Here is a 21,628-nt window from a genome sequence, read left to right as displayed (position 1 = left end):
GCTCGGGGCGTGAAGCACATCACCGGAACCCCCCTTGGGTGCGCGGTTAAGGCGCCGCGGGCCGAAGGGTGGTTGAAGGCGTTTGTGCAACACCGGCCCATCGCTTGTCGGCGCCGCCCGGCGCCGCTTGAGGAAAAAAGCCACGCGGCGCGCGGCCGCGCCGCGTCAGCGTTCGCGCAAGGCGTAGGCCTTGGCCTTGAGCACCGGCTTGAGCAGGTAGGCGAGCACCGACTTGTTGCCGGTGAGGATGTCGACCTCGGCGGTCATGCCGGGAATCAGCGGCAGCTTGTCGTTGAAGCTCGCGCCCTTGGTGCGCACGCGCACCAGGTAGAAGGCGTTGCCGCGCTCGTCGACCACGGTGTCGGGGCTGATGTTCTCCACCGCGGCGTCCATGCCGCCGTAGATCGAGAAGTCGTAGGCGCTGAACTTCACCGTGGCGGCCTGGCCCGGGGCGATGAAGGCGATGTCCTTGGGCGCGATGCGCGCCTCCAGCACCAGCGCGTCGTCCAGCGGCACGATCTCGACGATGTCCTTGCCCGGCTGCACCACGCCGCCCACGGTGTTGGCCAGCAGGCGCTGCACGCGGCCGCGCACCGGGCTGCGGATCTGCGACTTGTCGACCTTGTCGGCCAGCGCCACCGCGCCCTCGTTGAGCGCGTTCAGGCGGCCCGCCACCTCGGCGAGTTCCTTGCGCGAATCGTTGCGGAAGGTCAGCTCGGTTTCCTGGATCTTGCGCTGCGCCTCGCCGATGGCGGCCTGCACGCGCGCGATCTGCGCGCCCGACTGCTCGGTTTCGCCGCGGGCGCGCGCCACGTCGCGCTCCAGGCGCAGGATGTCGACTTCCGAGACGGCGCCGCTGGCCAGCAGCGGGCGCGTCTTGGCCAGCTCCTGCTGGCCCAGGTCGAGGCTGCGTTCGGCGGTGGCGCGGCGCGCGCGCGCCTCGGCCAGCTCCTGCTGGCGCTGCTGCAACTGCTGGCGGTTGATGGCCAGCAGCGTGCCCAGCTCGGTCTGGCGCGTCTCGTAGAGGCGGCGTTCCTCGTCGACGATGCGCGCTTCCTCGCCGTCGGCCGCCTTGGGCGGCACGAAGGCGCTGCCGTCGGCCAGCGCGCGCAGCCGCGCCTGGCGCGCGCGCAGCGCGAAGCCCTGCGCCGCGCTCTCGCGCACGCCGGAGGTGGCGCGCGTCTCGTCGATCTTCAGCAGCAACTGGTCGCGCTCGACCACCTGGCCTTCCTGCACCAGGATCTCCGACACCACGCCGCCGTCGAGCGACTGCACGAGCTGGAGCTGGCGCGACGGGATCACCCGGCCGTCGCCCTTGGTCACCTCGTCCACGCGGGCGAAGGCGGCCCACACGATCAGCAGCAGCACGACCACCACCGTGGCGCGCACGATGGTCTGCGCGCGCCGCGTGCGCGCGCGCGACATCACCTCGTCGGCTTCCAGCTCGAAGGCGCGGAAGCCCGCCGGGTCGTCGGGCGCGCTGGCGGCTAGCGGCTTGTGGTCCATCAGGCCGCCTTCGCGACGCGGCCGCTGGCCAGCGCCTCCATGATGCGGTCGCGCGGGCCGTCGGCCACGACGCGGCCGCCGTCGAGCACGATCACGCGGTCGACCATCGCCAGCAGCGACGTTCGGTGCGTCACCAGCACCACGGTCTTGTCGCGCGCGAAGGCCGCGAGCCGCGTGGTGATCTGCGCCTCGGTGGAGAAGTCCATCGCGCTGGTCGGCTCGTCGAGCAGCAGGATGGGCGCGTTGTGCAGCACCGCGCGCGCGATGCCCACGCTCTGGCGCTGGCCGCCGGAGAGCAGCTCGCCGCGTTCGCCCACCGGCATGTCGAAGCCGCGCGGATGGCGGTTCACGAGCTCGGCCATGCCGGCGGTCTCGGCCGCGGCGACGATGGCGGCGTCGTCGGCGTAGGGCATGCCCAGCGCGATGTTCTCGCGCAGGCTGCCGTAGAACAGCGTGACGTCCTGCGCCACCGAGCCGCAGTTGCGGCGCACGTCGGCGGGGTCGAGCTGGCGCAGGTCGATGCCGTCGAGCAGCACCGCGCCGGCGCTCGGCTGGTACAGACCCATGATCAGGCGCTGGATGGTCGACTTGCCCGAGCCGACGCGCCCGATCAGCGCCACGTGCTCGCCGGCGGCGATGCGGAAGCTGACGCCGTCCAGCGCCGCGTCCCGCCGGTTCGGGTAGGCGAAGGCGACGTTGCGGAACTCGATGTCGCCGCGCAGTTGCGGCCGTTGCACGAAGGCCTGGTCGGCGGGCCGCTCCAGCGGCCGGGCCATCAACTGGTTGAGGTTGTCCAGCGCGGTGCGCGCGCCCTGGTACTGCATCAGCAGCCCGACGATCTGCCCGGCCGGCGCCAGCGCGCGCCCGGCCAGCATGGTGCAGGCGATCAGCGCGCCCATGGTCAGGTCGCGCCGCGCGATCAGGTAGACGCCGGCCATGATGATGGCCACCGAGCAGAGCTGCGTCAGCAGGTTGGTGCCGTACATCGCCGAGGCCGACAGCGCGCGCATCTTCACCGTCGCGCGCGCCAGGAACACGTTGGTGCGCTCCCAGCGCGACTGCACCACGCTCTGCGCGGCCTGCGACTTGATGGTCTCGATGCCGGCCAGGCTCTCGACCAGCGTCGCGTTGCGCGTCGCGCCGGCGCGGTAGGTGGTCTCGGCCAGCTCGTGCAGCCGGCCCTGCAGCAGCCAGCCGACGGCGAGGATGGCCGCGCCCACCAGCAGCACCGGCAGCGCCAGCCACGGCGAGATCCAGGCGATCACCAGCACGAACAGCAGCGCGAAGGGCAGGTCGACCAGCGCCGTCACGGTGCTCGAGGCGATGAAGTCGCGCACCTGCTCGAAGCCGCGCAGGTTGGCGGCGAAGGAGCCCACCGACTCGGGCCGGTGCTCCATGCGCATGCCCAGCACGTGCTCCATCAGCGTGGCCGAGATCTTCACGTCGATGCGCGCGCTGGCCTCGTCGACGAAGTGGCTGCGCAGCAGGCGCATGAACAGGTCGGCGCCCAGCACCAGCAGCATGCCGATGGCCAGCGCCCACAGCGTCTCGACGGCGTTGTTCGGCACGACGCGGTCGTAGACGTTCATCGTGAACATCGGGAAGGCGAGCGCGAACAGGTTGACCAGCAGCGCCGCCCACAGCACGTCGCGGTAGACGAAGCGCTGCTCGAGCAGGGCGCCCCAGAACCAGTGCCGCGACGGCAGCGGCCGGGCGGGCGCCCCGTCGGCCTCGCTGCGCGCGTCGAAGCGGAAGTGCGGCCGCGCGAACAGCACCACGCCGGCGTAGCGCGCGGCGAGCTCGTCGCGCGCCAGGCTCACCGAGCCCTGGCCGGTCTCGGGCAGCAGCACGCGCGCCTGCGCGCCGCCCTCGTCCCAGCCGAGCAGCACGCAGGCCTGGTTGCCGGCCAGGATCAGGATGGCCGGCAGCGCGGCGGCGTCGATCGCCTCCAGCGCCAGCTTCTGCAGCTTCGTGGCCATGCCGGCGCGCGCCGCGGCGCGTTCGGCCAGGTCGAGGCTCAGGCGCCCGTCGCGCAGCGGCAGCGATGCCGCCAGCGAGGCGCGCGTGGCGGCCTGGCCGTGCAGCCGGCACAGCTCGACCAGGCAGTCGAGCAGCGGATCGGGGTGGATCAGGTCTTCGCGCAGGCGCACGGTCGGGGTCGGCTGGGTCATGGCGGGGCGGCGCCGGTCAGCCGATATCGGCCGCGTGGAAGCCGAATCGACCCGTGCGCCGGTCGTCGAACCAGTGCCTCAGGGTTTCCTTCACGGTGCGAAAGGCGATCTCGTCCCAGGGCACCTCGTCTTCGCGGAACAGCCGCGCCTCCAGCGTCTCGGGGCCGGGCTCGAAGTGCGTGTCGAGCAGCCGCGCGCGGTAGAAAAAATGCACCTGGCCGACGCGCACCACGTTGAGCATCGTGTACAGGTCCTGCATCTCGACCTGGGCGCCGGCTTCCTCGATGGTCTCGCGCAGGGCGCCGTCGCGCACGGTCTCGCCCAGTTCCATGAAGCCGGCCGGCAGCGTCCACAGCCCGTAGCGCGGCTCGATGGCGCGGCGGCACAGCAGCACCTGCTCGCCCCAGGCCGGCACGGTGCCGACCACGTTCAGCGGGTTCTCGTAGTGGATGGTGCCGCACACCGTGCAGGTGGCGCGCTCGCGGTTGTCGTCGGCGGGCACGCGGTACTGCGCCGGCGCGCCGCAGGCACGGCAGTGCTTGATGCTGCGCGGGTTGAACATAGGCCGCGGCAGTGTATCGCGCGCTCTCGCGCCGACCGTGGCGTGGCATCATCGTCCGCGTTGCATCCGACCGCCTTTGGAGCCCTGCGCATGAACTTCGTGATCACGCCGCCCGCCGTTCCCGCCGTGCCCGTGGCCGGAGGCGCGCCCGGCGCGGCCTTCCCGGTGCACCGCATCTACTGCGTCGGCCGCAACTACGTCGAGCACGCCAAGGAGATGGGCTTCAGCGGCCGCGAGCCGCCGTTCTTCTTCATGAAGCCGGCCGACGCGGTGCTGCCGGTGGCCGAGGGCGAGGTCGGGCGCATGCGCTACCCGAGCCTGACGAAAGACCTGCACCACGAGGTGGAGCTGGTGGTGGCCATCGGCGCCGGCGGGCGCGACATCGCCGCCGCCGACGCGATGAAACACGTGTGGGGCTACGCCGTCGGCCTGGACATGACGCGCCGCGACCTGCAGGGCGAGGCCAAGAAGCAGGGCCGGCCGTGGTGCATCGGCAAGGGCTTCGACCAGTCGGCGCCGATCGGGCCGATCCGCCCGGCCGCGCAGTGCGGCGTCGGCCCCGACACCGAGATCGCGCTCGAGGTCAACGGCGCGACGCGCCAGCGCAGCACCATCGCCAAGCTGATCTGGAGCATCCCCGAGATCATCGAGCACCTCTCGGCGGCCTGGACGCTGGCGCCCGGCGACCTGATCTTCACCGGCACGCCCGAGGGCGTGGCCGCCGTCGTGGCGGGCGACACGCTGGCGGCGCGCGTCGGCGGCGTCGGCTCGCTGCAGGTGCGGGTGGCGTGACCATGCAGCTCTACAACTACTTCCGTTCCTCGGCCTCGTACCGCGTGCGCATCGCGCTCGCGCTCAAGGGGCTGGACTACGACTACATGCCGGTGCACCTGCAGCGCAACGAGCAGTTCGCCGAGTCGTACGCGGCGATGTCGCCGTCGCGGCTGGTGCCGCTGCTCAAGGACGGCGAGCGCCTGGTCACGCAGTCGCTGGCGATCGTCGAGTACCTCGACGAGACGCACCCGCAGCCGCCGCTGCTGCCCGGCGACGCCGCGGCGCGCGCGCGCATACGCGCGCTGGCGCTGGACGTGGCCTGCGAGATCCATCCGCTGAACAACCTGCGCGTGCTGCGCTACCTGGTGCACGACCTGAAGGTGCCCGAGGACGACAAGAACCGCTGGTACCGGCACTGGGTCGAGACCGGCCTCGCGGCGGTGGAAAACCAGCTCGCCGGGCACCCGGCCACCGGCCGCTTCTGCCACGGCGACACGCCGACGCTGGCCGACGTGGTGCTGGTGCCGCAGATCCACAACGCCCAACGCTTCGACTGCCGGCTCGACCACGTGCCCACGGTGATGCGCATCTTCGAGGCCTGCATGGCGCTGGACGCGTTCGCCAAGACGCAGCCCTCGGCCTGCCCGGACGCGGCCTGATGGTGGTGATGGCGGGCGCCCACCCCGACTGGCTGCGCCCCGACTGGTCGGCGCCCGGCGTCGGCGCGCTGATGAGCACACGCGCCGGCGGCGTCAGCGAAGGGCCGTTCGCGAGCCTGAACCTGCGCGACGGCCTGGGCGACGACCCGGCGGCGGTGGCGCGCAACCAGGCGATCTTCGCCGCCGCGATCGGCGCGCGGCCGGTGTGGCTGAACCAGGTGCACGGCGCGACGGTGGTGCGGCTCGCCGCCAAAGGCGAACCCGTTTCCGTTCGGGCTGAGCTTGTCGAAGCCCCCTCGCGCTCCTCGGGCACCCTTCGACAAGCTCAGGGCGGACAGGTTCAGGCCGCCGACGCCAGCGTCTGCACCGAGCCCGGCATCGCCTGCGCGGTGCAGGTGGCCGACTGCCTGCCGGTGCTGTTCGCCGCGCCGCGCGGCGTCGCGGCCGCGCATGCCGGCTGGCGCGGGCTGGCCGGCGGCGTGCTCGAAGCCAGCGTCGCCGCGCTGTGCGAAGCCGCGGCCTGCGCGCCCGGCGAGGTGCAGGCCTGGCTGGGGCCGTGCATAGGGCCACGCCGCTTCGAGGTGGGCGCCGACGTGCGCCAGGCCTTCGCCGGCGACGAGGCCTTCTTCACGCCGCTGGGCGCCGGCAAGTGGCTCGCCGACCTGCCCGGCCTGGCCCGGGCGCGGCTGCGGCGCGCCGGCGTCGAGCGCGTCGGCGGCGGGCGCTGGTGCAGCGTCGAGGACGCCTCAAGGTTCTTCTCTTTCCGGCGCGACCGCGTCACCGGCCGCATGGCCGCCGCGGTCTGGCTGGAGCGGCGCGCCTGATGCGGCCGCCTCGCGCGCCTCGGCCTCGCGCCGCGCACGCTTGCGGTGCGGCGTGTTCATCAGGTAGAGCACGATGGACAGCGGCAGCACGCCGTACAGCAGGAGGGTGAAGACCGCGCCGAGCACGCTGCCGTTGCTGCCGGTGGCTTCGGCCACGGCCATCATCAGCACCACGTAGAGCCAGGCGATTGCAACGAGATACACAGTGAGCTATCGAATCGTGAAACCGCGCGTCATGACGCGGTAAGTTTGACTGGTAAAACTGCACACAAAGAACAGCTTCGGCATGCCGAAGCATCCGCGAGGAGACTGACATGAAAGCGACATCCACCCCCGCCGAGGTCGCGCAGGCCTTCGGCAACGGCATCGGCGAGATCTGGAAGTCGATGCAGGCGCTGAACCTGCCGCTGCCGGCGCTGACCACGCTGCAGGCCGACTACATCAAGCAGGCCACCGAGCTGTGGAACCAGACGCTGCAGCGCGAGGGCAAGCCCGCCGCGCCGTCGGACCGCCGCTTCGCCGCGCAGGACTGGGCCGGCAACCCCGCCGCCGCCTACATCGCGCAGATGTACCTGCTCAACGCGCGCACGCTGATGCAGCTCGCCGAGGCCGTCGAGGGCGACGCCAAGACGCGCCAGCGCGTGCGCTTCGCGGTGCAGCAGTGGGTCGACGCCGCGAGCCCGAGCAACTACCTCGCGCTCAACCCCGAGGCGCAGCGCAAGGCGCTGGAAACCAAGGGCGAGAGCATCGGCCAGGGCCTCAAGCACCTGTGGAACGACATCCAGCAGGGCCACCTGTCGCAGACCGACGAGACGGTGTTCGAGGTCGGCCGCAACGTCGCGACCACCGAGGGCGCGGTGGTGTTCGAGAACGAGCTGTTCCAGCTCATCGAGTACAAGCCGCTGACGGCCAAGGTCTACGAGCGGCCGATGCTGTTCGTGCCGCCGTGCATCAACAAGTACTACATCATGGACCTGCAGCCGGACAACTCGTTGATCCGGTACACCGTCGAGCAGGGCCACCGCGTCTTCGTCGTGAGCTGGCGCAACCCCGATGACAGCCTGGCGCACTGCACCTGGGACCAGTACATCGAGGACGCCGCGATCCGCGCCATCCGCGAGGTGCAGGCGATCAGCGGCAGCAAGCAGCTCGACATGCTGGGCTTCTGCGTCGGCGGAACCATCCTCGCGACCGCGCTGGCGGTGCTGGCCGCGCGCGGCGAGCAGCCGGCGGCCAGCGTGACGCTGCTGACCACGCTGCTGGACTTCTCCAACACCGGCATCCTCGACATCTTCGTCGACGAGACCTCGGTGCAGATGCGCGAGATGACGCTCGGCGGCGGCGGGCTGCTGCGCGGCCAGGAACTGGCCTCGACCTTCAGCTTCCTGCGCCCCAACGACCTGGTGTGGAACTACGTGGTCGGCAACTACCTGAAGGGCGAGACGCCGCCGCCCTTCGACCTGCTGTACTGGAACAGCGACAGCACCAACCTGCCGGGGCCGATGTACTGCTGGTACCTGCGCAACACCTACCACGAGAACAACCTCGTCGTGCCGGGCAAGCTGACGGTGTGCGGCGAGAAGATCGACCTCGGCCGGATCAAGGCGCCGGTGTACGTGTACGCCTCGCGCGAGGATCACATCGTGCCCTGGGACGCCGCCTACAAGAACACCCAGGTGCTCACCGGCGCCAAGGGCAAGGTGCGCTTCGTGATGGGCGCCTCGGGCCACATCGCCGGCGTGATCAACCCGCCCGCCAAGGGCAAGCGCAGCCACTGGATCGGCACCGGCGGCACGCTGCCGGCCGACGCGCAGGCCTGGTTCGCCAAGGCCCAGGAGCGCCCCGGAAGCTGGTGGACCGACTGGGCCGACTGGCTCGAGCCGCACGCCGGCAAGCAGGTCGCCGCGCCCAAGGCCTACGGCAACCGCACGCACAAGGCGATCGAGCCGGCGCCGGGCCGCTACGTCAAGCAGAAGGCCTGATGCGGGTTTGTCGGGGGCTTGCCGCACCCCGGCGGGCGCGCCACAGTCGGCATCGACCCTCGTTTCATTTCCCGTTCCGTTCCACCGCAGGAGACCCGCTTTCATGAGCACCGACATCGTCATCGTCGCCGCCGCCCGCACCGCGGTCGGCAAGTTCGGCGGCACGCTCGCTTCCACGCCCGCACCCGAACTCGGCGCGGCGGTCATCAACGAACTGCTCAAGCGCGCCCGGCTCGAGGGCGGCCAGGTCGGCGAGGTCATCCTCGGCCAGGTGCTGCAGGCCGGCGCCGGCCAGAACCCGGCGCGCCAGTCGGTGATCAAGGCCGGGCTGCCGGCGGCGGTGCCGGCGATGACCATCAACAAGGTGTGCGGCTCGGGCCTCAAGGCGGTGATGCTGGCCGCGCAGGCGATCCGCGACGGCGACAGCGAGATCGTCATCGCCGGCGGCCAGGAGAACATGAGCCTGTCGCCGCACGTGCTGCCCAACTCGCGCAACGGCGCGCGCATGGGCGACTGGAAGCTGGTCGACTCGATGATCGTCGACGGCCTGTGGGACGTCTACAACCAGTACCACATGGGCATCACCGCCGAGAACGTGGCCAGGCAGTACGGCATCACGCGCGAGGCGCAGGACGCGCTGGCGCTGGCCAGCCAGCAGAAGGCCGCCGCCGCGCAGGACGCCGGCCGCTTCAAGGACGAGATCGTGCCGTTCTCGATCGCGCAGAAGAAGGGCGACCCGATCGTCTTCGCGGCCGACGAGTTCATCAACCGCAAGAGCAGCGCCGAAGGCCTGGCCGGCCTGCGCCCGGCCTTCGACAAGACCGGCAGCGTGACCGCCGGCAACGCCTCGGGCATCAACGACGGCGCCGCCGGCGTGGTGGTGATGAGCGCCAAGACCGCCGACAGGCTCGGCCTGACGCCGCTGGCGCGCATCGCCAGCTACGCCAGCGCCGGCCTCGACCCGAAGATCATGGGCATGGGCCCGGTGCCGGCGGCGCGCAAGGCGCTCGAGCGCGCCGGCTGGAAGCCCGCCGACCTCGACCTGCTGGAGATCAACGAAGCCTTCGCCGCACAGGCCTGCGCGGTGCACCAGGAGATGGGCTGGGACACGAGCAAGGTCAACGTCAACGGCGGCGCGATCGCGATCGGCCACCCGATCGGCGCCTCGGGCTGCCGCATCCTCGTCACGCTGCTGCACGAGATGCAGCGCCGCAACGCCAGGAAGGGCATCGCCTCGCTGTGCATCGGCGGCGGCATGGGCGTGGCGCTGACGGTCGAACGCTGAAACCATCCAACACAGACACGATTTCAACCAGGAGAGACAAATGGCTCAGAAGCTTGCATACGTCACCGGCGGCATGGGCGGCATCGGCACCGCGATGTGCCAGCGCCTGCACAAGGACGGTTTCAAGGTGATCGCGGGCTGCGGCCCGAGCCGCGACTTCGACAAGTGGCTGGGCGAGCAGAAGGCGCTGGGCTACAGCTTCTACGCCTCGGTCGGCAACGTCGGCGACTGGGACTCGACGGTGGCCGCCTTCGAGAAGGTCAAGGCCGAGCACGGCACGGTCGACGTGCTGGTCAACAACGCCGGCATCACGCGCGACGGCGTGTTCCGCAAGATGACCCGCGCCGACTGGGACGCGGTGATGGAAACCAACCTGACCAGCCTGTTCAACGTCACCAAGCAGGTGATCGACGGCATGCTCGACAAGGGCTGGGGCCGCATCGTCAACATCAGCTCGGTCAACGGCGAGAAGGGCCAGTTCGGCCAGACCAACTACTCGGCCGCCAAGGCCGGCATGCACGGCTTCACGATGGCGCTGGCGCAGGAAGTGGCCAACAAGGGCGTGACGGTGAACACCGTGAGCCCGGGCTACATCGGCACCGACATGGTCAAGGCGATCCGCCAGGACGTGCTCGACAAGATCGTCGCCGGCATCCCGGTCAAGCGCCTGGGCACGCCGGAGGAGATCGCCTCCATCGTCGCCTGGCTGGCGGGCGAGGAGTCGGGCTTCACCACCGGTGCCGACTTCTCGTGCAACGGCGGCCTGCACATGGGCTGATGCGCCGCCCGGGCCATCGCTGAGGCGAGGCATCGCGGCGCAAGGCCGCGATGCCCCTGCCGGCCGGGCTTCAGAACAGCTCGGCGAAGACGTACAGAAGAAAGACCAGCACCGACGCCAGGCTGGCGACCAGCACCGCACCCGCGAGGCAGTCCTTCGCGAAGCCGATCGCCTCGTCTTTCCCGGGGTGCAGCTTGTCGAGCACGGACTCGACGGCCGTGTTCACCAGCTCCAGGCACACGACGAACGCCGCCATCGCCACCAACACGGCGCACCACAGCGCGGACGGGCGCGTCGCCGCCAGGAACGGCAGCAGCAGCAATGCGGCCACGGCCTGGACCCGAAGGCTTTTTTCGGTCCGGTACGCCGCCCGGATGCCGTTCATCGCGAAGCCCAGGCGCTGCCTGAAGCTCAGGTTCTTGTGTTCCATCGGTTCATGCCGAATTCGACCAGCGAAGCCCAGGCGATGCCGAGCATGATGCCGGCGACCACGTCGCTGAAGAAGTGCACGCCGAGGTAGATCCGCGTGAATCCGATGGCAGCGATCAGGGCCAGGAAGAAGGCCCACAGCAGCCATCGCCGCGGCTGCTCGCCGAACGGCTTGGTGACCAGGATGGCGCAGGTGAAGTAGATCGCGGCCGAGGCCAGCGAATGGCCGCTGGGATAGGAGAAGCCCTGCACGTCGACCAGCCGCAGCGACACGTCCGGCCGCGACCGCTCGAAGTAGAACTTGAGCGCCGCGGTCAGGCCCGCGGCGCCGGCCGCGGCCAGCAGCATGTGCGCCACCGCGGTCCGGCGTCCGCCGAGCAGAAAGAAGAGGCAGACGAAGCCGATCAGGATAGACAGCCCGGCCGCGGAGCCCAGCGCCGTGATGTCGACGGCCACGCCGTTCAGCGCCGGCGTGCGGTGCTCGACGGCGAGGGCGAGCAGCGTCTGGTCGATCAGCCCGATCAGCTCCTTCTCACCGGCCAGGGCCTCGCGGACTTCGGAGGTGAGGATGATGAATCCGCCGACGAGCAGGCCCGCCAGAAAGCAGAAGAACCACTTGTCGAGCCCGAATGGCGTCGTGCGGCGCTCCGGCATGATCGCGAGGCCGCCTCAGAACGCCACGTAGCGCCCCGGCCGGTGGTTCAGCGCCAGCGTCAGGTTCAGCGCCAGCGCCCCGGCGATCGACATCAGGATGCGCTGCGGCTCCACCAGCATCAGCGAGGCCAGCAGGATCGTGCCGTCGATGCCCATCTGCACCCAGCCGGCGCGCCAGCCGCGGCGCTTCTGCAGCGCCAGCACGAGGATGTTCAGCCCGCCGAGGCTGGCGTGGTGGCGGAACAGCACCAGGAAGCCGGTGCCCATCAGCAGCCCGCCGGCGATGGCGGCGAACCACGGGTCCAGCGTCGCGAAACCGGCCCAGCGCGGGATCGCGCTGGTCAGCGCCGAAAGCAGCGTCACCGCGGCGAAGGTCTTGAGCGTGAAGGCGCGCCCCATCGCGCGCCAGGCCAGCAGGTAGAAGGGCAGGTTGATCGCGAAGAACAGCGCCCCGAAGCCGATGCCCGTCGCGTAATGCGCGAGGAACGCGAGCCCGGCGGTGCCGCCGGTGAGCAGCCCGGCGTGCGTGTACATCGTCACGCCGATGGCGATGAACAGCGTGCCGGTGACGAAGGCCAGCGCGTCGTCGTACCAGGCGTGGCGCAGCGGCGGGTTCACGGCGTTCATCGCGCGGCGCTCACTCGACGATGCCCGACATGAAGAACTTGATCAGCCCCTTGGCCGCGAAGCCGAGCAGGCCCACGCCCAGCCCGAGCAGCAGCACGAAGGTGCCGAACTTGCCGGCCTTCGACTCGCGCGCCAGTTGCAGGATGATGAACACCATGTACAGCATGAACGCCGTCACGCCGACGGTCAGGCCGAACCAGGCGATCTGTTCTTCGCTGAAGCCGAACATCGTGCAGCCTGCCCTCGTTGCCGCCGCTCAGGGCCGCTGCGCCAGGCCCGAGGTGTCGACCAGGTCGCGGTAGGCGTGCCAGCTCGCGTGCGCGAGCCAGGGCACCACCACCGCCAGGCCGAGCATCACGCTGGCCATGCCCAGCAGCGTCAGGCCGATGATCAGCGCGGCCCACAAGGCCATCGCCACCGGGTTGTCCATCACCGCGCGCCAGCTCGTGAACACCGCGGCGAGCACGCCGATCTCGCGGTCGAGCAGCAGCGGGATCGCCACCACGCTGGAGGCGAACACCGGCGCGGCGAGCACGCCGCCGAGCGCGAGCCAGATCTCGAACAGGTGGCCCCGCTCGGCCAGCACGACCACGCGCAGGAACTCGATCGGGTTGCGCACCGGCGCCGGCGCGAAGCCGGTGATCAGCGCCGCCGAGGTCATCACCCAGCCGGTGCCGGCGAAGGCCAGCAGCAGGCCGAACACGATCAGGCGGCCGTCGCGCGGGCGCCAGGCGGCCAGCGCGGTGCCGAGGCGGGCGCGGCCGTGGCGCTGCAGCTCGCGGCTGACCGCGTACAGGCCCGTGGCGAGCACCGGCGCGACCAGCAGGAAGCCGGAGAACGCGCCCGACAGCAGCCAGAAATGATCGCGCGCGGCCCAGAACAGCGCGGCGCCGAACAGCGCCAGCGCCAGCCCGTGCAGCAGCCCGGGCAGCGGGCAGCGCACGAAGTCGCTCCAGCCGGCGGCCAGCCAGCCCAGCGGGCGCAGCACGGGCACGCGACGCGTGCCGAAGCGGCGTGACTCGGCGAGGGCGGGGCTGTCGCGCATGGGGCGGGAGTCTGCCATGCCGCCCGTGCACGCCCGCTTGAGCGGGGTCATGCCAGCGCTGTCGTGCTGCGGCGCAGCAAGAATTCGCCATTGCAGCTACAATGCCGTTTGGCGCGCGGTGACATCCGCGCGCTTTTCGTTCATCTCCTTCGACCTCGTTTCGGCTCTTCTCGGAACTGGCGCGCCGCCCGAGGCGCGCAGCCAAGGTTGGCGGCGATGCCTTTCGCCCTCCCGAGAGAGAGTTTCATGAGCTTCGATTCCCTGGGCCTGCACGAGGCCCTGACCCGTGCCGTGGCCGACGCCGGCTACGACAACGCCACCGACGTGCAGCAGCGCGCCATTCCGCCGGCCCTGGCCGGCCGCGACCTGATGGTCTCGGCCAGCACCGGCAGCGGCAAGACCGCCTCGTTCATCCTGCCGGCGCTGCAGCGCGTGCTGGCCGCGCGCGGCGACAACAGCAAGCGGCGCGAGGCCGGGGAGGGACCCGGCCGGGACCGGGCCCGAGGCGTGGTCCACGGCCCGCGCATCCTGGTGCTGGCGCCGACGCGCGAGCTGGCGATGCAGGTCGCCAAGGCGGCCACGGTCTACGGCCGCCACGTGCAGGGCCTGCGCGTGGCCACGGTGGTCGGCGGCGTGCCCTATCCGGCGCAGATCAAGGCGCTGCGCGGCCCGCTCGACATCCTGATCGCCACGCCCGGCCGCCTGCTCGACCACCTGCAGACCGGCAAGGCCGTGCTCGAGCACGTCGAGATGCTGGTGCTCGACGAAGCCGACCGCATGCTCGACATGGGCTTCATCGACGACATCACCACCATCGCCGACCACGTGCCGGCGGCGCGCCAGACGGTGATGTACAGCGCCACCTTCGCCGGCAACGTCGGCGCGCTGGCGCGCAACATGCTGCGCGATCCGCAGCGCGTGGACGTGGCCTCGCACACCGACACGCACGTCAACATCGAGCAGCGCCTGCACTGGGCCGACAACCACCACCACAAGAACGCGCTGCTCGACCACATCCTGACCGAGCGCGACCTGGAGCAGGCGGTGATCTTCACCAGCACGCAGCGCGACGCCGACTGGCTGGCCGACCGCCTGGCCGAACTCGGCCACGCGGTCGCTTCGCTGCACGGCGGCATGCCGCAGGGCCGGCGCAACCGCGTGCTGCAAGGCCTGCGCAACCGCCACCTGCGCGTGCTGGTGGCCACCGACGTCGCGGCGCGCGGCATCGACGTGCCGACCATCAGCCACGTCATCAACTACGGCCTGCCGATGAAGGCCGAGGACTACGTGCACCGCATCGGCCGCACCGGCCGCGCCGGCCGCAACGGCCTGGCGGTGACGCTGGCCGAGCGCATGGACGTGGGCATGATCCGCCGCATCCAGCACTTCACGACGCAGGACATCCCGGTGGCCACCGTCGCCGGGCTGGAGCCGAAGACGCCGGCGCCGCGTGTGTTCGCCGGCGCGCCGGCGGCGCGCAACGAACGCGCCGGCTTCGGCGCCGGAGCGCGCCGCTTCGGCGGCCCGGCGAAGAAGCCCGGCCCGCGCGGCGCCCACGGCGGCGCCAAGCCGTCCGGCGCGCGCCGCGCCAGCCCGTTCGCGCGCTGAGCTACGCGTCCTCGGCCGGCAGCACGGCCTCGAGGCGCGTGCCCTGGCCGGGCGCGGAGAAGATGTCGAGCCGGCCGCCGGCCGACTCGAAGCGGTAGCGCATGCCGGCCAGGCCGTGCGAGCGCGGCTGCACGCCGTCGACGTCGAAGCCCGCGCCGTCGTCGCTGACGCCCACCTGCACCTGGCCGTCGCGCACGCCCAGGCGCACCTCGATGCGCGTCGCCTTGGCGTGCTTGCAGGCGTTGGTCAGCGCCTCCTGCACGAAGCGGTAGACGGTCAGCTCGCCTTCCTTGCCCAGCGGCACGGGTTCGAGCAGGCACTCGACCTCCATGCCGTTGCGCTGCGCATGCTCGCGCGTCAGGATCTCCAGCGCCGCCACCAGGCCGAGGTTGTCCAGCGCCGACGGGCGCAGGTCCTCGATGATGCGGCGCTTCAGCGCGACGCCGTCGTTGAGCATGCGCGAGAGGTGTTCGAGCCGTTCGAGCGCCTCCGGGCCGGCGCCGGCGATGCGCGGGCGCAGCCGCGCCACGTCGAGCTTGGCGGCGGTGAGCAGCGCGCCCAGCTCGTCGTGCAGTTCGCGGGCGAGGCGGTGGCGCTCGTCCTCGCGCGTGTTCTGCAGGTGGCGCGCCAACTGGCTGAGGTCGTGCGTGCGGCGCAGCACCTCGCGTTCGAGCTGGTCGCGCTCGGCCTGCGTCGCCAGGCGCTGGGCTTCGCGCAACTGTTCGGTGGCGCGGTGCTGGCGCAGGTAGAGCATCAGCACGAACAGGCTGGCCAGCGTCATCGCGCCGACGCCGACGCGGTTCATCAGCAGCGCGCGGTACACGCCGGCGCGGCCCCGCGCGGCGGCGGCGGTCTCGTGCGCGAGCAACTGCTCCGACAGCGTGCGGATGCGCTCCATCTGCTCGCGCCCGATGCCGGTGACCATCAGCTCGCGCCAGGCGGCGTGCTGGCCGCGGTCGTACAGCGCGAGCACTTCCTGCAGTTCCGACGACTTCTGCAGCACCAGGTGCTCCAGCTCTTGCATCGCGCCGGCCTGCGGCGTGCCGCGGAAATGCGCGCGCAGCTTGGCCAGCGTGGCGGCGATCTCCTCGTTGGCGGCGCGGTAGGGCGCGAGGTAGTCGGCGTTGCCGGTCAGCAGGTAGCCGCGCTGGCCGGTCTCGGCGTCGAGCATCAGCCGGTGCAGCAACTGCATGCTGGTGCGCGCGCGGCCGATCTGGCCGAGGTCGTCCATCGAGCCGGAGGCGAGCCAGTACGAGGCCTCGCTGATGGCGATCAGCGCCAGCCCGACGGCCACCGCCACCGGATAGGCCCAGGCGCTGCTGCGCCAGCGGCGGATGCGGGTGCGCAACGCTGCGAGCATCCGTCCCGCGGGGCTGGCCGCGCCGGGCTGCGCGGCGCTCATGGCGCGGGGGCGTCCGGGGCGGATTCGGCGAGCGCGCGGCAGTGCTCGATCAGCGCGTCGACCTCGTCGGGCTTGTCGAACACCGCATCGGCGCCGCGCGCCAGGCAGCGCCGGCGCATGTCGGGCGACGCATAGTTGCTCAGCACCACGCGCCGCACCGGGTGCTGCGCCGAGGCCAGCCAGTCGAGCAGGCCGAGGCCCGAGCCGCGGCGCAGGAAGACGTCGACCACCACCAGGTCGCAGGTGTCGCCGGCGCTTTCCAGCCACTGCCGCGCCGTGCCCTCCTCGTCGGCCCAGCCGACCACTTCGACGCGCGCGATCTCCTCCAATGTGGCGACGAGATTCTCTCGAATCACGGGGCTGTCTTCGACGAGGAAGACACGCAGGCGGGCATCGGAGGCGCACATGGTTCGGTTGCACAGTTTGCCTGCCGCCAACGCAAGCGGCCATAGGCGCAAGCCCGCTGTGGCTGTAGGACGCGTCCTGCACGCGCCGCGGGCTTCAACCCACGCGCTGCACCTGCACCTGCACGTCCATGCCCAGGTAGGCGTCGGCGGCGCCGAACCAGGTGCCCGAGACCGGCGCCGCCTGCTGCGGCTCGCGCGCCACGCCGACGCGGATCAGCGTGTTGCCGCCGAGCAGGTTGTTGGTCGGGTCGAACGGCAGCCAGCCGGCGCCGGGCAGGTAGGCCTGCAGCCAGGCGTGCGTGCTGCCCGCGCCCACGGTGGCCGCCGCGCCGCCGCCGGGGGCGGCCGCGTCGTCCAGCGCCGGGTCGTACAGGTAGCCGGAAACGAAGCGCGTGGCGATGCCCAGGCGGCGCGCCGCCTCCATCATCAGCAGCGCGAAGTCGCGGCACGAGCCGCTGCCCTTGGCGAGCGTCTCCAGCGGTCCTTGCGTGCCTTCGTCTTCGCGCGCGGCGTAGCTGAAATGGTCGCGGATGTGCTGGTTCATCGCCACCAGCAGCTCGCGGGTGTGTGTGGGGCCGTCGGTGCGGATGAACTGGCGCGCCCAGTCGGTCAGCTCGCCCCGGGGGTCGTCGTGGTGCGGGCGCAGGTAGTGTTCGAGGTCGAAGCGCTCGGCCACGCTGTAGGCGAACGGGAACCGCTCGGCCGCCGGGTCGAGCGGCAGTTCGAGGTTCTGCGAGTGCGCGTGCTCGATCGTGAAGCTGCAGGTGATGCGCAGCTCGGCCGCCTCGGCCAGCGGCTGGACGATGGCGATCGAGTTCGAGTGCGGATCCTGGATCAGCCGCACCGAGGCCTCGGGGCTGACCTGCAGGTCGGTGGCGAGCACGCGCAGGTCGTGGCTGTCGCGCGGGCGGAACATCACGCGGTGCTCGCCGAAACGCACCGGCTCGCGGTAGCTGTAGATCGTCGTGTGGACGATGTCGTAGCGAACCGTCATGTCGATGCGTCTTGCGGGCCGGGCGCCGGGCCGCTCCCAAGCCGGCCCGCGGCCCCCTCGGGGGGCGTCATACGCCGAGCAGTTCGACCTCGAACAGCAGCGTCGCGTTGGGCGGGATCACGCCGCCGGCCCCGCGCGCGCCGTAGCCGAGCTGCGGCGGGATCACCAGCACGCGCGTGCCGCCGACCTTCATGCCCTGCACGCCCTCGTCCCAGCCGCGGATCACCATGCCCTGGCCGAGGCCGAACTGGAAGGGGTCGTTGCGGTCCTTGCTGCTGTCGAACTTGGCGCCCTTGACGCCGTCGCTGTAGAGCCAGCCGGTGTAGTGCACGGTGACGTGCTGGCCGGCGCGCGCCTCGGCGCCGCCGCCGACGGTGGTGTCTTCGTATTGCAGGCCGGAGGCGGTGGTGGTCAGGGGCATGGCGTGGTCTCTTCGCGGGCGGTTGGAACGGGCCGCCATCATGCCATCGCGCGCCGCCATGCCGTGGTGGCGGCACTCAGAAAACCCGCCACGCCGGCGCTGTCATCGACGGCCAGGCCGAGCACGCGCGCGGCGGCGCGCAGCGCGGCCGGCGGGTCGCCGAGGTCGAGCGCCGCCGCGCCGTTCTGCTTCGACAGCTTCCGGCCATCGGCGCCCAGCACCAGCGGCGTGTGCAGGTAGCGCGGCGTCGGCAGGCCCAGCGCGCGCTGCAGCAGGATCTGGCGCGGCGTGTTGTCGGCCAGGTCCTCGCCGCGCACGACGTCGGTGACGCCTTGCGCGGCATCGTCGACCACCACCGCGAGCTGGTAGGCCCACAGGCCGTCGGCGCGCTCGAGCACGAAGTCGCCGACGGCTTCGCACAGGTGCTGCCGCCGCGCGCCGAGGCGGCGGTCGTGCCAGGCGATCGCGGCTTCGTCGGCGCAGGCGCCGAACGAGGTGCGCATGCGCATCGCGCGCGCCGCGCGGCCGTGCAGCCCGTTGCGGCAGGTGCCGGGGTAGACCAGTTCGCCGCCGCGCGGCTTGGCGCGGCCCTGCGCCTGCAATGCGCGCTCGATGTCGCTGCGCGTGCAGGCGCAGCCGTAGGCCCAGCCGCTCGCGGCGAGGCGGGCTAGCGCCGCCTGGTAGAGCGCGCCGCGCGACGATTGCCACAGCGGCGGCTCGTCGGGCACCAGGCCGCAGGCGGCGAGCTGGTCGAGGATCAGCGTGTCGGCGCCGGCCACGCAGCGCGGCGTGTCGACGTCCTCGATGCGCACCAGCCAGCGCCCGCCGTTGACGCGCGCGTCCAGCCACGAGGCCAGCGCGGCCACCAGCGAGCCGGCGTGCAGGGGCCCGGTGGGCGAGGGCGCGAAGCGCCCGACGTATGCGCTCATGCGCGCGTCAGCCGAACCAGGTGTGGCGTTCGAGCAGCGCGCGCCGCGTGGCCGGGCTGTCGAGCTGGCCCAGCCACCATTGCAGCGCCAGGCCGAGCGGCAGGCGCTTGCCGCGTCCGCCGCTGCCGGCGCGCCAGGCGTAGCCCATCGGCACGCGCGTGCGCGCGCGGCCGACCTCCTTGACCACCAGCCGCCCCGCCTCGACGTGCGCGCGCGCCATCGGCTCGGGCAGGTAGCCGCAGCCCATGCAGCGGATCTGCGCCTCGATCTTGGCCTGCGTGCTGCTGACGGTCAGCACGTCCTGCCCGGGCAGCAGGTTGACGGTGATCGGCGTCATGCGCTGCGCCGAATCGGCCACCGCCACGGCCCGGTGGCGCAGCAGTTCCGTGTCGTCGATCGGCTCGTCCAGCGCCGCCAGCGGATGGTGCGGTGCGACCGCGAAGACGAAGTCCACCTCGCCCAGCGGCGCGAACTCGATGCCCGCCGGCGGCGTGGTGTGCATGCTCACGCCGATCGCCAGGTCGGCCTGGCCCGACAGCAGCGCCTCCCAGGTGCCGGCCAGCACCTCGCTGCGCACGCGCAGCCGCGTGCCGTGTTCGACGCTCTGCTCGCTGCAGCGCGCGTAGAAGGCCTCGCACAGCTCGAACACCGTGACCTGCGAGACGATGGTGTCCACCGCCACCGTCAACTGCGTCTCCCAGCCGGTGGCGACGCGGCGCACGCGGTTGGCCACCGCGTCCATCTCGGCGAGCAGGCGGCGGCCTTCGTTGAGCAGTTCCTCGCCGGCGGCGGTGAGCTGCGCCTGGCGCGAGCTGCGGTCGAACAGCAGCACGTCGAGCGCGTCCTCGAGCTGGCGCACGTTGTAGGTCAGCGCCGAAGGCACCTTGCCCAGCTCGCGCGCCGCCGCGGCGAAGCTGCCGGTGCGCGCGATCGTGTCCATCATCGCGAGGGCCTCGGGCGTGAGCACGTTGCGGCGGTCGGTCATGGCGGCGGGTGGTGGCTGGGGCAGGGGTTCATCTTATTTGAACGGGAACTTCAAGGCCGGCTCGGCGCCCGCGCCCTGGGTGGCTCCTACAGTGAGCGCATGATCACGCTGCGCAAATCCTGCGACCGCGGCCACGCCGACCACGGCTGGCTGAAGAGCTTTCACAGCTTCTCGTTCGCCGACTACGTCGACGCCAGGCACATGGGCTGGGGCAATCTGCGTGTCATCAACGAAGACCGCATCGCGCCGGGCACCGGCTTCGGCACGCACGGCCACCGCGACATGGAGATCCTCAGCGTGGTGCTCGAAGGCGAGCTGGCGCACCGGGACAGCATCGGCGCGCACGGCCACGGCGGCGTGGTCCGCGCCGGCGAGGTGCAGCGCATGAGCGCCGGCCGCGGCGTGCGTCACAGCGAATACAACCACGCGCACGACGGCGTCACGCACTTCCTGCAGATCTGGATCGTGCCCGACGAAGCGGGCATAGAGCCAAGCTACGAGCAGAAGCGCTTCGACGACGCCGACAGGCGCGGCCGGCTGCGGCCGATCGCCAGCCGCGACGGCCGTGACGGTTCGCTGCGCCTGCATGCCGACGCGACCGTCTACGCGGGCCTGTTCGACGGCGCCGAAGCCGCCGAACTGGCGCTCGCGCCGGCGCGGCTCGGCTACGTGCACCTGGTGCGCGGCGAACTGGACGTCAACGGCCACGCGCTGCGCGGCGGCGACGCGCTGCTGCTGGCCGACGAGCCGCGGGTGTCCATCGCCGGCGGACGCGAGGCCGAGGTGCTGGTGTTCGACCTCGCGGCCTGAGCCGAATGAACGCGACGCGCGCTTGAACTAAAGTTCGCCGCCATGGAGACGGCGATCAAGGTGATGAGCCTGCTGCCCTGGACCGACTGGGCGGCGCTGGCGGTGTTTTTCGTCGGCTGGATAGGCTACGCGGTGTTCGCCAAGCGGCGCAGCACCTTGCAGCCCTCGCTGCTGGACATCACCAACCAGATCCGCCGCCGGTGGATGCTGCAATCGACCTACCGCGAGGTGCGCGTGGTCGACGGCATCGTGATCCAGAGCCTGTCGAGCAGCCCGTCGTTCTTCGCCTCGACGACCATCCTGATCATCGGCGGCCTGCTCGCCGTGCTGGGCACCACCGACAAGGCCAGCGAACTGGTGCGCGAGATCCCGTTCGCGGCGCGCACCTCGGTGCTGGTGTTCGACCTGAAGATCGTGCTGCTGCTGGGCGTGTTCGTCTACGCCTTCTTCCGCTTCACCTGGGCGCTGCGCCAGTACACCTTCGGCGCGCTGCTGGTCGGCGCGCTGCCCGAGCGCGACGCCATCGACGAGCCGGCGCGCCAGGCCTTCGCCGAGCGTGCCGGGCACATCGTCGGGCTGGCCGCCGAGACCTTCAACGACGGGCTGCGCGCCTACTACTTCGCCTTCGCGGCGATCGGCTGGTTCTTCTCGCCGCTGGGTTTTGCGCTGGGCACGGTGGGTGTCGTGTTCATCCTGTACCGGCGCGAGTTCCGCTCCGAGGTGCTGGGGGCCTTGAAGGACTGAGCGGCACCGATCGCGAGGGCGCGCTTCTAGAA

Annotated in this window: 24 protein-coding genes; 9 read left to right on the top strand and 15 right to left on the bottom strand. The window is 71.5% G+C overall.

Translation table 11 applies throughout. The features are described 5' to 3' along the window. Nucleotides 1–165 precede the first annotated feature (165 nt). From QM792_RS14820 to QM792_RS14810, 3 genes are read right to left on the bottom strand one after another with little or no spacing between them, the layout of a single operon-like run. Nucleotides 166–1,506: an HlyD family type I secretion periplasmic adaptor subunit gene (locus tag QM792_RS14820; RefSeq protein ID WP_415150868.1), complete on the bottom strand. Its 1,341-nt coding sequence runs from the start codon at nucleotides 1,504–1,506 to the stop codon at nucleotides 166–168. Next, nucleotides 1,506–3,677: a type I secretion system permease/ATPase gene (locus QM792_RS14815; RefSeq protein ID WP_415150867.1), complete on the bottom strand. Its 2,172-nt coding sequence runs from the start codon at nucleotides 3,675–3,677 to the stop codon at nucleotides 1,506–1,508. The genes QM792_RS14820 and QM792_RS14815 overlap by 1 nt, the downstream gene beginning before the upstream one ends. A 16-nt stretch (nucleotides 3,678–3,693) precedes the next feature. Beyond that, nucleotides 3,694–4,239 (bottom strand): NUDIX hydrolase, encoded by a 546-nt coding sequence (locus tag QM792_RS14810; RefSeq protein WP_415150866.1) that lies wholly within the window; start codon nucleotides 4,237–4,239, stop codon nucleotides 3,694–3,696. A gap of 90 nt (nucleotides 4,240–4,329) precedes the next feature. Between QM792_RS14810 and QM792_RS14805 the strand changes: the two genes are divergently transcribed. The 3 genes from QM792_RS14805 to pgeF are packed head-to-tail and all read left to right on the top strand — an operon-like array spanning nucleotide 4,330 to nucleotide 6,496. After that, entirely contained in the window at nucleotides 4,330–5,031 is a 702-nt protein-coding gene (locus QM792_RS14805; RefSeq protein WP_415150865.1) for a fumarylacetoacetate hydrolase family protein, read from the top strand. A gap of 2 nt (nucleotides 5,032–5,033) precedes the next feature. Next, nucleotides 5,034–5,672 carry a maleylacetoacetate isomerase gene (maiA, locus tag QM792_RS14800; protein ID WP_415151642.1) on the top strand — a complete coding sequence of 213 codons (639 nt, stop codon included), beginning with the start codon at nucleotides 5,034–5,036 and terminating at the stop codon, nucleotides 5,670–5,672. An 8-nt stretch (nucleotides 5,673–5,680) separates the two neighbouring features. Next, complete coding sequence (gene pgeF / locus QM792_RS14795; RefSeq protein WP_415150864.1) at nucleotides 5,681–6,496, top strand: peptidoglycan editing factor PgeF; 816 nt, start codon at nucleotides 5,681–5,683, stop codon at nucleotides 6,494–6,496. Here pgeF and QM792_RS14790 read toward each other — a convergent pair. Then, nucleotides 6,419–6,700 (bottom strand): hypothetical protein, encoded by a 282-nt coding sequence (locus QM792_RS14790; RefSeq protein WP_415150863.1) that lies wholly within the window; start codon nucleotides 6,698–6,700, stop codon nucleotides 6,419–6,421. The two genes, pgeF and QM792_RS14790, sit on opposite strands and share 78 nt — an antisense overlap. A 110-nt stretch (nucleotides 6,701–6,810) precedes the next feature. Here QM792_RS14790 and phaC point away from each other — a divergent pair, with 110 nt between their 5' ends. The 3 genes from phaC to QM792_RS14775 all read left to right on the top strand — a co-directional run bounded on the left by phaC (nucleotide 6,811) and on the right by QM792_RS14775 (nucleotide 10,541). Beyond that, entirely contained in the window at nucleotides 6,811–8,478 is a 1,668-nt protein-coding gene (gene phaC, locus QM792_RS14785; RefSeq protein WP_415150862.1) for a class I poly(R)-hydroxyalkanoic acid synthase, read from the top strand. A gap of 103 nt (nucleotides 8,479–8,581) precedes the next feature. After that, entirely contained in the window at nucleotides 8,582–9,763 is a 1,182-nt protein-coding gene (locus QM792_RS14780; RefSeq protein WP_415150861.1) for an acetyl-CoA C-acetyltransferase, read from the top strand. Nucleotides 9,764–9,803: 40 nt separating this feature from the next. Next, nucleotides 9,804–10,541: a 3-ketoacyl-ACP reductase gene (locus QM792_RS14775; RefSeq protein WP_415150860.1), complete on the top strand. Its 738-nt coding sequence runs from the start codon at nucleotides 9,804–9,806 to the stop codon at nucleotides 10,539–10,541. A gap of 70 nt (nucleotides 10,542–10,611) precedes the next feature. Here QM792_RS14775 and QM792_RS14770 read toward each other — a convergent pair whose 3' ends face one another. The 5 genes from QM792_RS14770 to QM792_RS14750 are packed head-to-tail and all read right to left on the bottom strand — an operon-like array spanning nucleotide 10,612 to nucleotide 13,296. Beyond that, a complete protein-coding gene (locus QM792_RS14770) occupies nucleotides 10,612–10,971 on the bottom strand; it encodes a diacylglycerol kinase (protein ID WP_415150859.1) in 360 nt (119 codons plus the stop codon). After that, nucleotides 10,953–11,624 (bottom strand): phosphatase PAP2 family protein, encoded by a 672-nt coding sequence (locus tag QM792_RS14765; RefSeq protein ID WP_415150858.1) that lies wholly within the window; start codon nucleotides 11,622–11,624, stop codon nucleotides 10,953–10,955. Before QM792_RS14765 ends, QM792_RS14770 begins: the two co-directional genes overlap by 19 nt. A gap of 15 nt (nucleotides 11,625–11,639) precedes the next feature. After that, on the bottom strand, nucleotides 11,640–12,251 hold the full coding sequence (locus QM792_RS14760; RefSeq protein WP_415150857.1) for a YitT family protein: 612 nt from the start codon (nucleotides 12,249–12,251) through the stop codon (nucleotides 11,640–11,642). Between the two features lie 10 nt (nucleotides 12,252–12,261). Further along, the gene (locus QM792_RS14755) at nucleotides 12,262–12,480 is read right to left on the bottom strand and encodes a DUF2788 domain-containing protein (protein WP_415150856.1); all 219 of its coding nucleotides are present in this window, start codon (nucleotides 12,478–12,480) and stop codon (nucleotides 12,262–12,264) included. A gap of 27 nt (nucleotides 12,481–12,507) precedes the next feature. Next, complete coding sequence (locus QM792_RS14750; RefSeq protein WP_415150855.1) at nucleotides 12,508–13,296, bottom strand: DUF2189 domain-containing protein; 789 nt, start codon at nucleotides 13,294–13,296, stop codon at nucleotides 12,508–12,510. A gap of 246 nt (nucleotides 13,297–13,542) precedes the next feature. Between QM792_RS14750 and QM792_RS14745 the strand changes: the two genes are divergently transcribed. Next, on the top strand, nucleotides 13,543–14,904 hold the full coding sequence (locus QM792_RS14745; RefSeq protein WP_415150854.1) for a DEAD/DEAH box helicase: 1,362 nt from the start codon (nucleotides 13,543–13,545) through the stop codon (nucleotides 14,902–14,904). 1 nt (nucleotide 14,905) lies between these two features. Here QM792_RS14745 and QM792_RS14740 read toward each other — a convergent pair whose 3' ends face one another. The 6 genes from QM792_RS14740 to QM792_RS14715 all read right to left on the bottom strand — a co-directional run bounded on the left by QM792_RS14740 (nucleotide 14,906) and on the right by QM792_RS14715 (nucleotide 20,042). Further along, nucleotides 14,906–16,306 carry a CHASE3 domain-containing protein gene (locus QM792_RS14740; RefSeq protein ID WP_415150853.1) on the bottom strand — a complete coding sequence of 467 codons (1,401 nt, stop codon included), beginning with the start codon at nucleotides 16,304–16,306 and terminating at the stop codon, nucleotides 14,906–14,908. After that, nucleotides 16,303–16,713, bottom strand: a complete 411-nt coding sequence (locus tag QM792_RS14735; RefSeq protein WP_415150852.1) for a response regulator — start codon at nucleotides 16,711–16,713, stop codon at nucleotides 16,303–16,305. The genes QM792_RS14740 and QM792_RS14735 overlap by 4 nt, the downstream gene beginning before the upstream one ends. Nucleotides 16,714–16,807: 94 nt before the next feature. Beyond that, nucleotides 16,808–17,707, bottom strand: a complete 900-nt coding sequence (locus tag QM792_RS14730) for a transglutaminase family protein (RefSeq protein ID WP_415150851.1) — start codon at nucleotides 17,705–17,707, stop codon at nucleotides 16,808–16,810. Between the two features lie 67 nt (nucleotides 17,708–17,774). After that, entirely contained in the window at nucleotides 17,775–18,128 is a 354-nt protein-coding gene (locus tag QM792_RS14725) for an FKBP-type peptidyl-prolyl cis-trans isomerase (protein WP_415150850.1), read from the bottom strand. A 38-nt stretch (nucleotides 18,129–18,166) separates the two neighbouring features. Next, nucleotides 18,167–19,057, bottom strand: a complete 891-nt coding sequence (gluQRS, locus tag QM792_RS14720) for a tRNA glutamyl-Q(34) synthetase GluQRS (protein ID WP_415150849.1) — start codon at nucleotides 19,055–19,057, stop codon at nucleotides 18,167–18,169. A 7-nt stretch (nucleotides 19,058–19,064) separates the two neighbouring features. After that, nucleotides 19,065–20,042 carry a LysR family transcriptional regulator gene (locus QM792_RS14715; RefSeq protein ID WP_415150848.1) on the bottom strand — a complete coding sequence of 326 codons (978 nt, stop codon included), beginning with the start codon at nucleotides 20,040–20,042 and terminating at the stop codon, nucleotides 19,065–19,067. 99 nt (nucleotides 20,043–20,141) lie between these two features. Here QM792_RS14715 and QM792_RS14710 point away from each other — a divergent pair, with 99 nt between their 5' ends. Continuing rightward, on the top strand, nucleotides 20,142–20,852 hold the full coding sequence (locus tag QM792_RS14710) for a pirin family protein (RefSeq protein ID WP_415150847.1): 711 nt from the start codon (nucleotides 20,142–20,144) through the stop codon (nucleotides 20,850–20,852). Between the two features lie 42 nt (nucleotides 20,853–20,894). Then, nucleotides 20,895–21,596 (top strand): DUF599 domain-containing protein, encoded by a 702-nt coding sequence (locus QM792_RS14705; RefSeq protein ID WP_415150846.1) that lies wholly within the window; start codon nucleotides 20,895–20,897, stop codon nucleotides 21,594–21,596. Nucleotides 21,597–21,628 lie beyond the last annotated feature (32 nt).

This window comes from Piscinibacter sp. (assembly GCF_047600445.1).
Taxonomy (GTDB): domain Bacteria; phylum Pseudomonadota; class Gammaproteobacteria; order Burkholderiales; family Burkholderiaceae_C; genus Piscinibacter.
The sequence above is the reverse complement of the archived record's forward strand: the minus strand, read 5'-3'. Positions and strand labels throughout refer to the sequence as shown.

What these genes read in the sequence shown, in the direction of transcription:
- maiA (WP_415151642.1), top strand. Translation starts at nt 5,034, where the DNA reads ATGCAGCTCTACAACTACTTCCGTTCCTCGGCCTCGTACCGCGTGCGC.
- QM792_RS14715 (WP_415150848.1), bottom strand. Translation starts at nt 20,042, where the DNA reads ATGACCGACCGCCGCAACGTGCTCACGCCCGAGGCCCTCGCGATGATG.
- QM792_RS14735 (WP_415150852.1), bottom strand. Translation starts at nt 16,713, where the DNA reads ATGTGCGCCTCCGATGCCCGCCTGCGTGTCTTCCTCGTCGAAGACAGC.
- QM792_RS14760 (WP_415150857.1), bottom strand. Translation starts at nt 12,251, where the DNA reads ATGAACGCCGTGAACCCGCCGCTGCGCCACGCCTGGTACGACGACGCG.
- QM792_RS14755 (WP_415150856.1), bottom strand. Translation starts at nt 12,480, where the DNA reads ATGTTCGGCTTCAGCGAAGAACAGATCGCCTGGTTCGGCCTGACCGTC.
- QM792_RS14810 (WP_415150866.1), bottom strand. Translation starts at nt 4,239, where the DNA reads ATGTTCAACCCGCGCAGCATCAAGCACTGCCGTGCCTGCGGCGCGCCG.
- QM792_RS14765 (WP_415150858.1), bottom strand. Translation starts at nt 11,624, where the DNA reads ATGCCGGAGCGCCGCACGACGCCATTCGGGCTCGACAAGTGGTTCTTC.
- QM792_RS14725 (WP_415150850.1), bottom strand. Translation starts at nt 18,128, where the DNA reads ATGCCCCTGACCACCACCGCCTCCGGCCTGCAATACGAAGACACCACC.
- QM792_RS14815 (WP_415150867.1), bottom strand. Translation starts at nt 3,677, where the DNA reads ATGACCCAGCCGACCCCGACCGTGCGCCTGCGCGAAGACCTGATCCAC.
- pgeF (WP_415150864.1), top strand. Translation starts at nt 5,681, where the DNA reads ATGGCGGGCGCCCACCCCGACTGGCTGCGCCCCGACTGGTCGGCGCCC.
- QM792_RS14820 (WP_415150868.1), bottom strand. Translation starts at nt 1,506, where the DNA reads ATGGACCACAAGCCGCTAGCCGCCAGCGCGCCCGACGACCCGGCGGGC.
- QM792_RS14740 (WP_415150853.1), bottom strand. Translation starts at nt 16,306, where the DNA reads ATGAGCGCCGCGCAGCCCGGCGCGGCCAGCCCCGCGGGACGGATGCTC.
- gluQRS (WP_415150849.1), bottom strand. Translation starts at nt 19,057, where the DNA reads ATGAGCGCATACGTCGGGCGCTTCGCGCCCTCGCCCACCGGGCCCCTG.
- QM792_RS14705 (WP_415150846.1), top strand. Translation starts at nt 20,895, where the DNA reads ATGGAGACGGCGATCAAGGTGATGAGCCTGCTGCCCTGGACCGACTGG.
- QM792_RS14730 (WP_415150851.1), bottom strand. Translation starts at nt 17,707, where the DNA reads ATGACGGTTCGCTACGACATCGTCCACACGACGATCTACAGCTACCGC.
- QM792_RS14805 (WP_415150865.1), top strand. Translation starts at nt 4,330, where the DNA reads ATGAACTTCGTGATCACGCCGCCCGCCGTTCCCGCCGTGCCCGTGGCC.
- QM792_RS14750 (WP_415150855.1), bottom strand. Translation starts at nt 13,296, where the DNA reads ATGCGCGACAGCCCCGCCCTCGCCGAGTCACGCCGCTTCGGCACGCGT.
- QM792_RS14745 (WP_415150854.1), top strand. Translation starts at nt 13,543, where the DNA reads ATGAGCTTCGATTCCCTGGGCCTGCACGAGGCCCTGACCCGTGCCGTG.
- phaC (WP_415150862.1), top strand. Translation starts at nt 6,811, where the DNA reads ATGAAAGCGACATCCACCCCCGCCGAGGTCGCGCAGGCCTTCGGCAAC.
- QM792_RS14710 (WP_415150847.1), top strand. Translation starts at nt 20,142, where the DNA reads ATGATCACGCTGCGCAAATCCTGCGACCGCGGCCACGCCGACCACGGC.
- QM792_RS14775 (WP_415150860.1), top strand. Translation starts at nt 9,804, where the DNA reads ATGGCTCAGAAGCTTGCATACGTCACCGGCGGCATGGGCGGCATCGGC.
- QM792_RS14780 (WP_415150861.1), top strand. Translation starts at nt 8,582, where the DNA reads ATGAGCACCGACATCGTCATCGTCGCCGCCGCCCGCACCGCGGTCGGC.
- QM792_RS14770 (WP_415150859.1), bottom strand. Translation starts at nt 10,971, where the DNA reads ATGGAACACAAGAACCTGAGCTTCAGGCAGCGCCTGGGCTTCGCGATG.